This window comes from Planctomonas sp. JC2975 (assembly GCF_012985205.1).
Taxonomy (GTDB): domain Bacteria; phylum Actinomycetota; class Actinomycetes; order Actinomycetales; family Microbacteriaceae; genus Humibacter.
In genome coordinates, this window is the sequence record NZ_JABEKS010000001.1 from 1,397,727 (window position 1) to 1,412,472 (window position 14,746).

The 14,746-nt window shown below is 69.5% G+C and carries 14 protein-coding genes and 1 tRNA gene; 6 read left to right on the top strand and 9 right to left on the bottom strand.

Annotated features, from left to right (window positions below; translation table 11 throughout):
- The first annotated feature begins 5 nt into the window (after positions 1 to 5).
- The 3 genes from HII28_RS06450 to HII28_RS06460 all read left to right on the top strand — a co-directional run bounded on the left by HII28_RS06450 (position 6) and on the right by HII28_RS06460 (position 2,730).
- Entirely contained in the window at positions 6 to 824 is an 819-nt protein-coding gene (locus HII28_RS06450) for an alpha/beta hydrolase (RefSeq protein ID WP_205864587.1), read from the top strand.
- Between the two features lie 143 nt (positions 825 to 967).
- Complete coding sequence (locus tag HII28_RS06455) at positions 968 to 2,011, top strand: NYN domain-containing protein (RefSeq protein ID WP_170024644.1); 1,044 nt, start codon at positions 968 to 970, stop codon at positions 2,009 to 2,011.
- Positions 2,012 to 2,166: 155 nt separating this feature from the next.
- Positions 2,167 to 2,730 carry a dihydrofolate reductase family protein gene (locus HII28_RS06460; protein ID WP_170024645.1) on the top strand — a complete coding sequence of 188 codons (564 nt, stop codon included), beginning with the start codon at positions 2,167 to 2,169 and terminating at the stop codon, positions 2,728 to 2,730.
- Positions 2,731 to 2,748: 18 nt separating this feature from the next.
- On the opposite strand, the gene HII28_RS06465 is transcribed toward HII28_RS06460, so the two are convergent.
- On the bottom strand, positions 2,749 to 3,726 hold the full coding sequence (locus HII28_RS06465; RefSeq protein WP_170024646.1) for an alpha/beta fold hydrolase: 978 nt from the start codon (positions 3,724 to 3,726) through the stop codon (positions 2,749 to 2,751).
- Positions 3,727 to 3,839: 113 nt separating this feature from the next.
- On the opposite strand from HII28_RS06465, the gene HII28_RS06470 reads away from it, so the two are divergent.
- On the top strand, positions 3,840 to 4,517 hold the full coding sequence (locus HII28_RS06470; RefSeq protein WP_170024647.1) for a GntR family transcriptional regulator: 678 nt from the start codon (positions 3,840 to 3,842) through the stop codon (positions 4,515 to 4,517).
- 149 nt (positions 4,518 to 4,666) lie between these two features.
- Here HII28_RS06470 and HII28_RS06475 read toward each other — a convergent pair whose 3' ends face one another.
- The 5 genes from HII28_RS06475 to HII28_RS06495 form a co-directional block, all read right to left on the bottom strand.
- Entirely contained in the window at positions 4,667 to 5,869 is a 1,203-nt protein-coding gene (locus HII28_RS06475) for an amidohydrolase (protein WP_170024648.1), read from the bottom strand.
- A gap of 286 nt (positions 5,870 to 6,155) precedes the next feature.
- The gene (locus HII28_RS06480; RefSeq protein ID WP_170024649.1) at positions 6,156 to 6,545 is read right to left on the bottom strand and encodes a Rid family detoxifying hydrolase; all 390 of its coding nucleotides are present in this window, start codon (positions 6,543 to 6,545) and stop codon (positions 6,156 to 6,158) included.
- Between the two features lie 33 nt (positions 6,546 to 6,578).
- The gene (locus HII28_RS06485) at positions 6,579 to 7,310 is read right to left on the bottom strand and encodes an IclR family transcriptional regulator (RefSeq protein WP_170024650.1); all 732 of its coding nucleotides are present in this window, start codon (positions 7,308 to 7,310) and stop codon (positions 6,579 to 6,581) included.
- Positions 7,311 to 7,313: 3 nt separating this feature from the next.
- Positions 7,314 to 9,005 (bottom strand): amidohydrolase family protein, encoded by a 1,692-nt coding sequence (locus HII28_RS06490; protein ID WP_170024651.1) that lies wholly within the window; start codon positions 9,003 to 9,005, stop codon positions 7,314 to 7,316.
- A gap of 11 nt (positions 9,006 to 9,016) precedes the next feature.
- Positions 9,017 to 10,342: an alanine racemase gene (locus HII28_RS06495; protein ID WP_170024652.1), complete on the bottom strand. Its 1,326-nt coding sequence runs from the start codon at positions 10,340 to 10,342 to the stop codon at positions 9,017 to 9,019.
- A 135-nt stretch (positions 10,343 to 10,477) separates the two neighbouring features.
- On the opposite strand from HII28_RS06495, the gene HII28_RS06500 reads away from it, so the two are divergent.
- Positions 10,478 to 11,488, top strand: coding sequence for a sugar kinase (locus tag HII28_RS06500; protein ID WP_170024653.1), 1,011 nt, complete (start codon positions 10,478 to 10,480; stop codon positions 11,486 to 11,488).
- A 34-nt stretch (positions 11,489 to 11,522) separates the two neighbouring features.
- Entirely contained in the window at positions 11,523 to 12,125 is a 603-nt protein-coding gene (locus HII28_RS06505; RefSeq protein ID WP_170024654.1) for a bifunctional 4-hydroxy-2-oxoglutarate aldolase/2-dehydro-3-deoxy-phosphogluconate aldolase, read from the top strand.
- Between the two features lie 213 nt (positions 12,126 to 12,338).
- Here the strand turns inward: HII28_RS06505 and HII28_RS06510 are convergent.
- The 3 genes from HII28_RS06510 to HII28_RS06520 all read right to left on the bottom strand — a co-directional run bounded on the left by HII28_RS06510 (position 12,339) and on the right by HII28_RS06520 (position 14,727).
- Positions 12,339 to 12,414 (bottom strand) — tRNA-Ala (locus tag HII28_RS06510).
- A 299-nt stretch (positions 12,415 to 12,713) separates the two neighbouring features.
- Entirely contained in the window at positions 12,714 to 13,970 is a 1,257-nt protein-coding gene (locus HII28_RS06515) for a hypothetical protein (RefSeq protein ID WP_170024655.1), read from the bottom strand.
- A 109-nt stretch (positions 13,971 to 14,079) separates the two neighbouring features.
- A complete protein-coding gene (locus tag HII28_RS06520) occupies positions 14,080 to 14,727 on the bottom strand; it encodes a GNAT family protein (protein WP_346769215.1) in 648 nt (215 codons plus the stop codon).
- Positions 14,728 to 14,746 lie beyond the last annotated feature (19 nt).

Below are 14,746 nucleotides of genomic sequence, written 5' to 3' on the forward strand. Positions count from 1 at the left end.
CGCCGATGAACACTTCACCACGAGCCGCTCTGCGGTTCACTTCCCTTCACGTCGACACCCCGAACGTCGACTCCCCGCACATCGCAACCGAGACGATCGCCGACGGCGTCGTCGAACGTTCCTTCTCCATCGGAGACGTCCCGGGCGCACTCTGGTCGCCCGTAGACGCACCGCCCGGCGGGCCCCTGCTGCTCATGGGTCACGGCGGCGGGCTGCACATGCGACATCCCGCACTCGTCGCCCGCGCAAGGGCCAGTGTTCTGCGCGACGGCTTCACCGTGGCGGCGATCGACGCTCCAGGCCACGGCGGCCGTCCGCGGTCGGCGGAGGACCAGCGCTGGGTCGACGACATGATTCGCGCACGCGATGCCGGCGAGCCGATCGCGGGCATCGTGTCCGAGTTCAACGGTTCACTGGCCGAGCGCGCGGTGCCGGAGTGGCAGGCGACGATCGATGCACTGCAAGCGCTGCCCGAGATCGGGAAGGATGCTCCCATCGGCTACCAGGGACTGACCCTGGCGACCGAGATCGGAATCCGGCTCATCGCGGCTGATCCGCGGATCACCGCCGCGATCCTGGGCGGCGTCTTCCCCTCGGATGCGCTGCTCGCAGCAGCACGCCGGGTGACGATCCCCGTCGAGATCCTGCTGCCGTGGGACGATCCCGAACTCGGACGCGAGACGGGGCTGGCGCTCTTCGACGCGATCGCCTCCGAGGACAAGACGCTGCACGCCTTCCCAGGCAGCCATTTCAGGGTTCCGGAGGAGCGCACCGACACCCGCTTCTTCGCCCGTCATCTCCACAGCCCTGGCCGCACGGCCTGATCAGCGCAACGGCGGCCGGGCACCTGCTCGGCCGCCGTTGCGCGGTCTACGCTCGTAAGCATCCGCGCCACCTCGCATCGAATCTCGGTGTGCCGGAACGGCGACGTTCCCGAGGCCACCAGCGGATCCTGCGAAAGGATGCCATGGCCGAGACCTCCGACAGCCGCGTGGCCGTCTACATCGACTTCGACAACATCGTCATCTCTCGCTACGACCAGGTGAACGGACGCAACTCGTTCACGCGCGACCGAGTGCGCCAGTTCGACCCGGACGAGACGGGAGCGGATTCCACGCTGGCAGCCAAGCTCGACGCGTCGACCGTCGATGTGGGTGCTGTGATCGACTTCGCCGCATCATTCGGCACGCTCGTGCTCACCAGGGCGTACGCCGACTGGTCGGCGCCCGTGAACGCGGACTACCGCCATCAGCTCGTCGGCCGTGCCGTTGATCTGGTGCAGCTCTTCCCGGCGGCCGCCTACGCGAAGAACGGGGCGGACATCCGCCTCGCCGTCGACGCTGTCGAGGACATGTTCCGGCTGCCAGACCTCACGCACGTCGTCATCGTCGCAGGCGACAGCGACTACGTCCCCCTGGCACAGCGCTGCAAGCGACTGGGACGCTACGTCGTGGGAATCGGCGTCGCCGGATCCACCAGCCGTACGCTCGCCGCCGCGTGCGACGAGTTCTACACGTACGACGCGCTGCCCGGTGTGGAGCGGCCCGAAGTCCCGGAAGTGAAACCCGCGCGTTCGACGGACGGCAAGGCATCCTCCGCGGCGAAGGGCTCGACGAAGAAGCCGGCACGGACGACCGAGGCCGCGAGGCGCAGTGCCCCGGCCGAGTCGACGGAACCGGACGAGTCTGCGGAGACCGAGGACGCGGAGGATGCCGCGCGTGACCCCCAGCAGGAGGCGACGAGCCTGCTCGGCCGCGCGCTGCGCATCGGCCACGAGAAGGACGACTCCGAGTGGCTGCACAGCTCGGCGGTGAAGTCGCAGATCAAGCGGATGGACCCGTCGTTCAGCGAGAAGCAACTCGGCTTTCGGTCGTTCTCCGACTTCATCAAGTCGCGTGCCGACATCGCCGAACTCGACGACTCGAGCACGGCGCAGCTCGTCCGGCTGAAGCCCGGCAACGCCGCACCTCCGGCGGCGGCGAAGCGCGCACCGCGTCGTGCGAAGGGCTGACTTCTGGCGACGGCTGCAGCACAGTCCGAGGCGAATATCGTGGACGTGTCGATCGGGCAGCTCCCCGTTCGACCTCGTGCTGAGGGCGTCGCACGGCAATGAGTCGCGTATCGCCCCCATCCCCGACTCAGTCTCCAGACGAAAGAAGCCAGCACATGCGCCCCATCATCATCACAGCGTTCGTCTCTGTCGATGGCGTCATGCAAGCCCCGGGAGGCCCCGAGGGCTACCGCAACGAGGGCTGGACCTTCAGGCTCGTCGATTTCGATCCCGCCGCCTACGAGCTCAAGGGAACGGAGCAGGAGGAGGCGACTGCGCTCCTTCTCGGACGCCGCAGCTATGAGTCGTTCGCTCCCGTCTGGCCCACCATGGACGAATTCGCCGGTTACAACTCCATGCCGCACTACGTCGTCTCCTCGACGCTGGAGCACGACGACGAGAGGTGGCCGGCGACGATCCTCCGGTCGCTCGACGACGTCGCCGCGTTGAAGCAGACAGACGGCGGGCCGATCCTCGTGCACGGCAGCGCCGTGCTCGGAAAGGCGCTCGCGGATGCCGGCCTCGTCGACCGCTACAACCTGCTGGTCTTCCCGCTGCTGCTCGGCGCTGGCACGCGACTGTTCAGCGACGCCGATGCTGATGCCACGAAGCTCACCCTCGTCGACCACGCGGTGTATCCCAACGGCATCGTCAAGCAGGTGTTCGACGTCGTTCGCTAGCTCACCAGAGCAGCTGGGCTACGCGAACACTCCCCTCAGCCAGTCGAGGATGATGTCGAGGCTCTCCGGGTCGAGGTGCGTGTCCTGGTCGTTGTAGCCGTTGCCGGGTGAGGCGGCGACCTCCGCCGGGGTGCGGTCGTCCTCCTTGAACACGTGGTTGGCGTGCGGCGGGAACGCGTACGTGACGTTCGTCATTCCGTCAGTTGCGCGGCGGAGCGGATCGCCGTCGAGGTGCACGTCCACCTGAACGTCCTTGCCTCCGATGAGCACGAGCGTGGGGATCCGCACCCGCGACAGCGAGTCGACGGCGGATTCCGACCAGAGCTCGCGCGCGAACGGCAGATTGGCCGGCGTCTCGAAGCTCTGCAGGACCATGCGGACGCTCTCCGGCAGTGCCGGATCGGGATTCATCGGCTCGCCGGCCTCGAACCGCGCGGCCGCCTCCTCCACCTTGGGCATCAACTCGGCGCCGCCTGGCAGCTGGGACGCCTGCAGGGCGAGCTGCGTGAGCAGCACGTCGCGGATCGCACGTCCGGGAGGCGCTGCGAGCACCAGGCCGACGAGCGGAACCTCCTCGGTCGCCGTCGCGTAATGCAGCAGGTGGATGGTGCCCTCGCTGTTGCCGAGGCCGGCGATCCGGGAGGCGTCCACGAACTCCTGTCCGGCCAGTGCCTCCACTGCGGCGACGAGTTCGTCGAGGTGGGACTTCATGCTCATGGTGCCGATGAGCTTCGGCAGATTGTCCATGACGTGCGGGCCGGACGCCCGCTTGTCGTAGCGGAGGGATGCGATCCCCGCCGTCGCGAACGCCTCCGCCAGCAGGCGGGCGCTTCCGTTCGTGCCCGGCAGCAGAGGCGAGCACCAGTCGCGGTCGGTGGGTCCGGATCCCGCAACGAACACGACGGCCGGGAACGGACCGTCTCCGTCCGGGCGAACGAGCGTGCCCGCCATCGTGATGCCGTCGAGTTGCCAGGAGACCTCTGTCGAATCCGTCACCCGGCCATTCTGGACCCGACTGCGTCCGGTCACGAGCGGTCTTCGGCCTCATCAACCGTCGCAAAGTGGTATACCAAATTGCTCAACCGAGCCACGGATGGGAGGATGAGCCCGTGGTCAGTCCCTCAGCGCGCGAACCGGAAGCCGTGCGCATCGCCGACCGCCTGCGCGACGAGATCCTCGACGGCGCGCGGGCACCGGGCGGCAAGCTCGTCGAACGCGACCTCGCCGGCGAGCTCGGAGTGAGCCGCGTCCCGGTGCGCGATGCACTCAAGATGCTCGAGGCCGAGGGACTCGTCACACTCCGTCCGAACACGTGGGCCGTCGTGCGGGAGTTCACGCCGAGCGACATCGCCGACCTGCACGAGGTGCGAGAGGGATTCGAGGCACTGTCCTTCCGCCTCGCGGCCCAGCGGCACTCGCGCGAGGGCCTCGAGCGCCTGCACGACGCGCTCGATCGGGAACAGGCCGCCGCTGCCGCCGGGGATGCCGTGGCCGCTCGCCGTGCAGCGGCCGACTTCCACGAGACGATCACCGAGCTCGCGGGCAATCGTCTGCTGTCGGAGGTGGAACTCGTCTTCCGCTCCCGGATGCGCTGGCTGCTCGGACAGCACGACGACACGCAGCAGATGGCACGCCGGCACGCCGCTCTGTTCGACGCCATCGCTCATCGCGACACCGACCGGGTGGCCCGACTCGCAGCCGAGCACCTCGGCGAGAGCCGCACGGCTCAGGCCGAGCGCGGCTCGTCGGGTGGGTCCGTCTGGGAGGACGACGGCGCGCCGGACTGACCGGCATCCGCTCTCCCAATCCTCGGCAGCCCCGACACGCTCACGACCAGCACGATCAGCGTCGCGAACGCGCCGGCGGCTACTCGGGTTACTCGGGTTACTCGGGCTACTCGGGCTACTCGGGCTTCGGGCTACTCGGGCTACTCGGGCTACAGCGTCAGTTCACCGGCACGTGTCACGACGCGTCCGCCGGCGACGACGAGCTCGCGTCGCGGCGTGCGCACCACGGCGTCCTGCACATTCTGGGCGTCGAGCAGCACGACATCCGCGCGGTCGCCGACCCCGAGACCGTGACGGTCGCGATGCACGAACGACGCCGCATCGCTCGTGGCGAGGCTCACGGCGGCGGCGAGGTCCTCGTCGGTGCGCATGCCGTGCAGCCGCGCGAACTGCAGCGCGATCTTCAGCAGATCGCCGTCGCCGAACGGGTTCCACAGGTCGCGGATGCCATCCGTCCCGAGCCCGAGACCGATCCCCGCCTCGCGCATGGCACGCCACGGCAGAGGCGCTGTGCCGATCGGCGCCACGGTGGTCCAGGAGATGCCCGCCTCGGCGATCCGCTCGAGCAGCGCCTGTTGAGCGGCGCCCTTCGTGTCGCCGAGCGCGAATCCGTGCGCGATGTTGACCCGGCCCTGCGCGCCGACCGCCAGGGTGCGCTCGATGATGAGGTCCAGCTGGAACGCGCCCAGCTCGTTCGGATCGTGCAGGTGGATGTCCAGTCCGGCACCGGTGCGGTCGACGATGTCGAACAGTCCGCCGAGCTGCGCCACCGGATCACGGTCGATGCCGGCCGGATCGAGACCGCCGATGCTGCGCGCACCGAGCGCCACGGCATCCTCGAGCAGCTTCAGCACGCCAGGACGGCGGATGACGCCGTCCTGCGGGAACGCCACGATCTCCACGTCGACCGCCCCGCCCAGGTTCTCCGCGGCGGCCAGCACATCCTCGACGCCCTCGAGGCCGATGCCGAGGTCGACGTCCACGTGCGAGCGCGTCGCGGTCGTGCCGTGCCGCAGGAACTCCCGCAGCACGAGCTCGACGCCGTCGATGGAGGGGATGCCCAGCTTTGCGCGGTGGGCGCGCTCGTGCTCGATCCGTCCCTGCGTCGTCGCCACGCCACCATAGGAGACCCAGTCCCGGCCCCACCACGACTTGTCGACGTGCGCGTGGGCGTTGATGAGACCGGGGAGCGCGAGGAGCCCTCGCCCGTCTTCGACGACGGCATCCGGATTCGGCGTCCCGCCCGACCCGGCCAGCCGCACGTCGGAGATCACGCCGTCGGCGATCACGATGTCGGAGGCCGCGCCGCCCAGTGGGCGCACGTTGGCCAGGATCAGGTCTGCGGTGCTCATCACAAAATGGTATACCAAAGCGGAAATCCGACCAAGCCGACCGGTTCACCGTGAGGGCGCCGAGGCCTCATCGCCCGTTTTCAGGACATGCGGCGGGATGTCCCGACTGTGCGGGCATGTCGCCGCATGTCCTGAAAACGGGCGGAAGGGATGAGGAGAGGGACGGCGGACGGGATGAGGGGCGGTACATCGGCCGGGGTGAGGACCGGGACAGCGGACGGGGTGAGGATCAGTGCAGCGGCCGACGTCGGTGGATCGGTCCTGGTGCGGCCCCCTGGCTGCCTGACTATTCGCCCGGCCGGGCGGGAACTGCGGCGACCACGTCGATCTCGACGAGGATGTTCGCCAGCTGCGAGCCAACCGTGGTGCGCACCGGATACGGCTCGGTGAAGAACTCCTTGTACGCCTCGTTGAACTCGGCGAAGTCGGCGAGGTCCGCCAGGTGAACGGTGGACTTGACGCAGTCGTCGAGCGTCAGACCGTGCTCGGCCAGCACGGCGGACACGTTGCGCAACACCTGCCTGGTCTGCTCGCCGACGGTGTCGGCCACGGCACCGGACGTCGGGTCCTGGGGGCCGAATCCGGCCGTGTAGAGGAATCCGTTGGCCACGATTCCCTGGCTGTAGGGCCCGGCCGGCTGAGGGGCTTTCGTGGTGCGGATGGCCGTCTTCGGCATGGTGCTTCCTTTCGTCGATGGTTGATCGAGAGCTCAGCGGAGCTCGCGGGAGATCTGCTGAGCAGTCTGCTGCAGCACCGGGATGCGCGTCTCCAGTTCGCGGAGGTCGTGCACGACGCGCAGCGACGTGACGGACAACGCTCCCACGACGCCCGCTGAGCTGGTGATGGGCACGGCGACGCAGTTGACGACCTCTTCGAACTCACCGTCGTCCGTTGCCCATCCGCGGCGGGCGACGGCGTCGAGCTCCATGTCCAGTCGGTCGCGCGTGGTGATCGTGCGCTGCGTGTACGGCGTCCAGTCGACGCCTGCGAGCACGGCGTCTCGTCGCACGGTGCCGAGGGATGCCAGGATCGCCTTGCCCAGCGCGCTGCACTGCGGGCGCACGGGCGACCCGACGCGGGAGTACAGGCGCACCCGGCTGGCGTCTTCGACCTTGTCGACGTAGACGATCTCGTCATCGACCAGCGCAGCGACGTGCACGGTGTCGCTGACCGCCCTGTGCAGACGTCGCACGGCGGCGTGTGCCGCCTCTCGCAGGTCGAGGCTCTCCAGTGCGGCGGCCCCCAGCACGGCGAGCCGGAAGGCAGGCGCGTACGTTCCGTCGCGGCGACGACGGGCGAAGCCGACTCCCTCGAGGGTCTGCAGCTCGCGGAACATCGTGGAGCGATGGATGTCGAACTCGGCGGCCAGCTGCGCCACCGTCTTCGGCTCGGCCGCGAGCGAGTCGAGGATGTCGGCCGCCCGCTTCACGCTCTGAGACACGTGCTAGCTCCTTCCGTCCGTCGAGGTCTTGTCGTTTCTGCGCAGCCCGCGTCCGGGCAGCGCGCCGTGAAGCGCACCACCGGAGAGCCGGCCGCCTGAAAGCACGGGCGCACCGGCAACCAGCACGTCGTCGATGCCGACGGCATCCGTCGACGGGGACTCGTACGTCGCGGTGTCGGTCACGGCGTCCGGATCCACGACGATCAGGTCGGCGATCGCTCCCGGTGCGATCACGCCGCGGCGGCCCAGCCCGAAGCGGACCGCCGCCGTGCGCGAGAGGTGGCGTGCGGCATCCGTCCAGGTCCATGCGGCTATTTCGCGCACGTACTCCCGCAGGAACCGGGGGAACGTGCCGCGGGCGCGCGGATGCGGATGCGCGCCGATGAAGATGGCGTCCGAGCCGCCGATGTGCCCCGAGTGCGCGAAGATGCGGGCCAGCTCCGACAGCCCACGCGAACCGAGCACGGCCATCACGACGTTCACCTGCAGCCGGGACGCCTGCAGCACGTCGAGCGCGAGGTCGATGGCGTCGACGCCGGTCTGCCGTGACGCCTGATCGATCGTGAGTCCGTGCGCCCAGGCGAACTCCGGCGCGCGGATGTGCGCGAACGTGATCATCGACGGCCAGCCCGCACCGAGGCTGGGATACGTTGCGACGCGGGGGAACCATTCGGACCGCAGGCGCTGCCGCTCCGCCGGATCGCGAAGGACTCGCACGACGGCATCGACCGGCTGCCGGGAGAGATCGGGCGGCAGCAGGGGCATGGCGAGCAGCGAGCATCCGCGGATGTAAGGGTAGGCGTCGAACGTCGCGTCGACACCCGCAGCAGCGAGGGCGTCGAGCTGCCCGAGGACGATGTCGGCGTCGGCATGGAAGTGCGACACGTGTACGGACAGCGCGCTTCCGGTTCGCGCCCGGACGAGTTGCGCGATGCGCGTCATCTCGTGGATTCCGGCGGCAGCGTTCGCCTCGTATCCGCCGCGCATGTGGCTCACGTACACGCCGCCGAAGCCGGCGACCGGAGCCGCGAGTGCAGCGATCTCCTCGGTCGACTGGAAGAGGCCGGGAACGTAGTCGAGCCCCGTGGAGAGCCCGACCGCGCCCTCGCGCATGCCCTGCTCGACGAGGGTGACCATCGCTTTCAGTTGTCCGGGGTCTGCTGGCGAATCGGCACGGCCGCACACCTCGAACCGCACGGTTCCCGCTGGCACCAGGATCGCGGCATTGAGCCGGGACGAGCCGTCCGCGAGGTTCAGATACTCGGCGATGCCGCCGCCCGAGTACGACGGGTGCGCACCGTTGATCGCTGCGAAGTACTCCGTCGCGTACGACCCGTCGCCTGGAGCGTACGACAGGCCGTCCTGTCCGACGACGACAGTGGTCACGCCCTGCCGCAGCAGAGCGAGCTGCACCTCGTCGTCGGCCAGCAGACCGTCGGCGTGCGAGTGGGCGTCGACGAAGCCCGGCATCACGTACCTGTCCGAGCAGTCGATGACCCGGTCGTCGGGCTCGGCGCGGATGTCGCCCACCGCCTTGATCACACCGCCCTCGATGGCGACGTCGGCGCGGAACACCGTCTCCGCGTCCCGTCCCGGATCCGGCTCGCCGACCGAGCCCCGACTCGCATCCCGGCCGCCGAGCGCCGCCTGGGTCCCGACGACCGAACCGCCGCGCAGCACAGTGCGTCCCGTCATCCACGACTCCATCAGAAGTAGGTGCGCACCAGGTCGACGACGCGGGTGGAGTCCGCCGACTCCACGACCGGGAGCACGCGCCACTTGTCGAACGCCGTGCACGGATGCGAAAGACCGAGCGCGACGAGGGATCCGATCGGTGCAACGCCGCGCGCAGCATCGGCGCCGTCAAGGCGCAGATAGCTGTGCTGGTCGTTCATGGCCGACACCGTGGCATCCGTCAGCGGCGCCCAGGGGCCGTCGAGGTCGGCTGCGACCCCGCGCGGGATCGGCAGACCCTCGTCGTACGGGAAGTCGCGCTTGCCGCCGTCGAGCAGCGCCAGTCCCGGTTCCGGATGCGACACCACGCGCGCGATGCCGCGCATCGCGGAGACCAGGCGCGGGCTGTCCTCCGAGGCGCGCGAGCCGTCGAAGGGCGAGACGGTGCGGTAGTAGCCGTCGTCGTGAACGATGTAGGCGCCGGAGCGCAGCACGAAGTGTGTTCGTGCGCCGCCAGCACCCGCCGAGTCGCCGCTCGCGCTCTCGGCCCCTGCGTTTCTGTACACGTCGGCCACGACGTCGAAGTACGCGCTCCCGCCGGCCGTGACGTACACCTCACCGTCGTCGTAAAGCGAGCGGATGCTCTCGTGCAGCTCGACCTGCCGCTCCAGGTAGTCCCGAACGGCCCGCAGCGACGCCTCCGACCGGTCATGCGCGAGCGAGCCCTCGTATCCGGCGACTCCGGCGAGCCTCAGCACTGCGGATGCCGCCACCCGCTCCGCCACGCGCGTCGCCTCTGCGACCGTGCGCGCTCCGGTGCGTCCGCCTGGAGCTCCGAGCTCGACGCACACGTCGAGCCGTCGCGGCGGGGGCCCTACGACCAGCGCACGTTCCATCGCCTCGACGGTCTCCACCGAGTCGACCCAGCACACGAACCGTAGACCCGGATCGGCCAGCTCGCCGGCCAGGTACCGCAGCGCACGGGCGTCGACCGCGGCGTTCGCAAGCATGATCGAGTCGAATCCCAGGCTGCGCGCCGTGCGCACCTGCCCCATGGTCGCGAGGGTGATGCCCAGGGATCCGGCGTCGAGCTGCCGCCGCCACAACGCGGGCGCCATGGTCGTCTTGCCGTGCGGCATGAGCTCGAGGCCGCGGACCCGGGTCCACTGGGCCATCACCGCCACGTTGTGGGCCATCGCCTCGTCGTCGAGCACGACGAGCGGCGTCCAGAACTCGGCAAGATCCGGCGAGGTGGCGAGGAAGTCCGCGATCGTCTCGCCTGCCGCACGAGCGGGAAGACCCTTGTCGTGGCTGGTCAGCACGTCGGATCCGTCGTCAGGCGGTGGCACTCGCGTCATCGTCGGTTCCTTCGTCGTCGTCTGGCGCTGGCGGGCGTCGGCTCGGTTCTTCCACTGCAGCGGCGTCTGCCTTCGACGTGTGCAAATAATACAACGCCCGTTGCACTGAATGCAGCACCTCGTCACACTGGACGCATGGCGCTTGAGGCGAGTCCGACATTCCATCCTCGCCTCATCGCGCTCGGCGAGAGCATGGTGATGGTCACGCCAGCGCTGCCGGAATCCCTCGCCACAGCCGACGACCTGCGGCTGCACGTCGGCGGCGCGGAATCCAACGTCGCGTGCCACGCCGCGGCGCTCGGCGTTCCGAGCGCCTGGGTGAGCGCCGTCGGATCCGACGTCCTCGGCGAGCGGATCGTGCGCGTCATCCGGGACCGTGGAGTCGACGTCGGCTGGGTGACCAGCGATCCTGATGCCCCGACGGGCGTCTACTTCAAGGATCCGGGCAACGGCGTGCTGTACTACCGCAGCAGTTCGGCTGCGTCCCGGATGAGCCCGGCGTCCGTGGTGGATGTTCCGCTCGAGCAGGCGGACATCGTGCACATCTCCGGCATCACGCCCGCACTCTCGCGCAGCTGCGCCGACCTGATCGATGCCGTCATCGATCGTGTCGCCGCTGTCGACGGTGTACTGAGCTTCGACGTGAACCACCGTGCCGCGCTCTGGGAACCCGGCGCCGCGGCATCCGCACTGCTGGTCCTCGCCGACCGTGCCGACCTCGTCTTCGTGGGTCTGGACGAAGCCGAGATCATCTGGGAATGCCGAACGGCCGACGACGTGCGCGCCGTGCTGCCTTCGCCGCGGCGTCTGGTGGTGAAGGACGGCGCAGTCGGCGCCACCGAGTTCGACCGCATCGACGGTCGCGACGTGGTGACGTTCGTTCCGGCCATCGCCACCCGGGTCGTCGAGCCGGTCGGAGCAGGGGACGCCTTCGCCGCCGGTTATCTCGCCGCCATGCTGAACGGAGCGGATGCCGCCACCCGCCTCACCGCCGGCCACGAGCGCGCGCACCTGGTGCTGCTCTCGACCAGCGACTTCATCGTCGAAAACGGCACGACGGATGACGCTCGAGAGGGCGACATCCACGCCGGCGACATCCGAGCCGACGGCATCCCACCGATGACGCACGAGCCCAGCGCTCACTGACAGCCAGCACCCGCACTGAAAGGCGCACACCGCCATGACCGACAACTCCTCCTTCGGCGAACTCTTCAACGACGTGCCGCTCATGGCGATCCTGCGCGGCATGGGCGTCGAGCGCAGCCTCGCCGTCGCCACCACCGCCTGGGATCTCGGCATCGAAGTCGTCGAGCTTCCGGTCCAGACGCCGACGGACGTCGAGGCGTTGCGCGTCGTCGCGGATGCGGCCCACGCCCGCGGCCTGAGCGTCGGCGCCGGAACGGTCGTCTCGCCGGAGCACGTGCGCCTGGCCAAGGAGTCCGGTGCCGACTTCACCGTCTCTCCCGGCTTCGACGTCGACGTCGTGCGCGCGTCCCACGCGGCCGGCATGCCGTCGCTGCCCGGCGTGGCGACGGGCACCGAGGTGCAGCTCGCGCTGAAGGAGGGCCTCACCTGGCTGAAGGCGTTCCCGGCGTCCCTGCTCGGCACCGGTTGGTTCGGCGCCATGCGCGGCCCGTTCCCTCAGGCGACGTTCGTGGCCACCGGCGGAATGGATGCCTCCACCGCTCCGGCCTTCCTCGCCGCCGGCGTGCGCGTGGTCGCGGTCGGCTCCGCGCTGGAGGATCCGGATCAGCTGCCGAAGCTCGCGGCACTACTCGGATAGCCCTGACGGCATCGGATACTGCCGCCTCATCTCGTTGCCGACTAGCCGACTAGCCTGACGGTCCGACACGACCGCGCGTTCCTCGAGCTGTTCGCAACTGTCGTATGCGTTCGTGCAAGGCTGGATGCGCACGGGAGACCGATACAAGGCCGCCTGGTGACCTCCGCCAGCGAAAGCAAAACCCCCGCTCTTCCGTAGAAGAACGGGGGTACTTGGTGGAGCTACGGGGATTCGAACCCCGGACCTTCTCATTGCGAACGAGACGCGCTACCAACTGCGCCATAGCCCCAAGTGCGTATGAGACTCTAGCACGCCCGACCCGCTCTCCTTGAATCGAGGCCGGGCCACGCGTGCGTCTTCACGGGGTCGCCAGTGGCCCGCCATCGTCACGAAAACTGGACAGGATTGCGCACGCCAGTCGGGCACCGATCTGCTTCGGTCACCACCTCCTGCGGAATCCGTGACCCGCCGCGGCCGACGACGGCGCAGGCCACCGGGGAGGCCGCAGAGCGGGTCACGGCCCGGAGTCGTGGTCAGCAGAGGCGGCGCGAAGCCACGTGCGTCAGTTGCTGGCAGGGTGACGGCAGGTCAGCCCGCGGCGCGACGGCGCCGCAACGCCTCGTCGAGGTCGATGTGCTCGCTCTGCACGTCGTCGACCATGCCCATGCGCGCGTACCTGCTCGGAGGCTTGGGAGGCGTTGGCGGGTCGCTCGCCACCTGCGCACCCGAGGAGACGGCCGGCGCGGCAGGCTGCTCGACGGGACGTTCCTTCTGCGGCTGAATCGTCGGTACCTGGGCGGCAGCGATGCGTGCCGCCCGCTGCTCCAGCTCGGCGCGAGCCGCTGCACGACGCAGCGCGACCGCCGCGTCGACGGACGCCATGGCCGCCGCCGCCCGCGACCCCGGCGACTGATACATCGGCTTCGGCAACGGCTGGGGCTGCCAGCTGACATCCACCGGCTCGTCCTCGACGGTCTCCGGTTCGGCGTGCAGCGCGTGGTCGTACAGCTCCGGATTCTGCCGCACCACCTCGACCCTCGTGCGCCGAGCCGCATTGTGCGCCGCCACCTGCTGGGCGAGACGCCGGAGCACGGCGACAGCACAGACGAGCAGTGCCGCCGAGGCGGCCAGTACCCACCAGCTCCCCGCCGTCGCGAGCGAGTACACGCCGAATCCGATGCCGACGAGCGACGCCAGCACCACCCCGGTCGTCATCAGCCTCGTGCGACGCACCGCGTGCGCGAACGCGCGATCGTGTTCGGCTCGGGCCGCCGCCGATATGCCTGAGTGCGTGATGCGGGGGGCCGCGGGCTGGGCGTTCGTCCGTGTCGGGGTCGGCCGCTGCGCATCATACGATCGCGAACCTTCGGTCCGGCGGTGGGTGCGCTCGGGCTCGGCAGGCTCGGCTCCGAGGTCGTCGATGGCCCGGGTCTCGTCCGGGGAGGCGTCCGGTTCACCGACGGCGTCGGCCGCACGCTGCCGCGACGGTGACACGCTCGGGAACGTCGGGCCGTCGTCCGGCTGCGCTTCTTCCATCGCCGCGAACCGGGCAGCGGCACGAGCCTCGGATGCCGCGTGCGCGCGAGCAGCGGCATCCGCCTTGCCTTGCACCTTCTTCAGCAGCCTCTGCTGACGTGCTACCTCTCGTGCCGTCGCCTCGACGTGCACCTCTTCCGGCGCCTCGGCGGTCTCGGCGAGGATCCGCAGTGTCTGCTGCAGCCGAACGGCGTTGCGCTCGGCGTTGAGATAGTCGCGCCGCCGCAGCCAGGTGGGAACGAGGTACGCGAGCCAGAGTGCTGCGGCGAGAGCAATGACGACGCCGCCACTCAACGTTCCCCCGTTCATGCCACCACGCTAGGCGGGCGTCGGCCCAGGGACCGGGCGTGGACTCCGTGTGTCACCGATCGCGTCGTCGAACCCGCCCGCGGGACGGTCCGCACGGGGTGCGGCGGGTTCACCGGGCGCGCGGAACGATCGGATGCGTCGCCGCCTCGATGTCGGACAGCGGAACGGTCGCTGCATCCAGCGGCGCGTTGCCCGACTTCCAGCGGCGCAGCACGCCCTGCGGGATCTCCTCGACGACGAGCGCGAAGCAGAAGTGGTCGCGCCAGTCGCCGTTGATGTGGATGTAGCGGCGGCGCAGCCCCTCGTAGCGGAAGCCCAGCTTCTGCACCACGCGCAGCGACGGCCCGTTCTCCGGACGGATGCAGATCTCCATGCGGTGCAGCCCGAGCTGGAAGAAGCAGTAGTCCGTCGCGAGCGCCACGCCCGTCGGCGTCACGTTCTTGCCGGCGAACCGCTCGGCGACCCAGTACCCGATGGTCGCCGAGGCGAGGGAGCCGTACGTGATGGAGGAGACGTTGAGCTGACCGGCCAGCTGACCGTCGTGCTCCATGATGAACGGCAGCCCGTGACCGGCCCTCGCCGATGCCTGCAACGAGCGGATGCTCGCCCTGGTGTCGAACGAGACGGGTGCGTGCGGGCTGGTCGCCTCCCACTGCCGCAGCCAGCTGCGGTTGTCGATCAGCTCCTTCTCGAGCGCGCGCGCATCGCGCAACCGGATCGGTCGGATGCCTACAGCTCCGTCGCTGAGGCTGGGCACGTACACGAGTCGCCGGCCT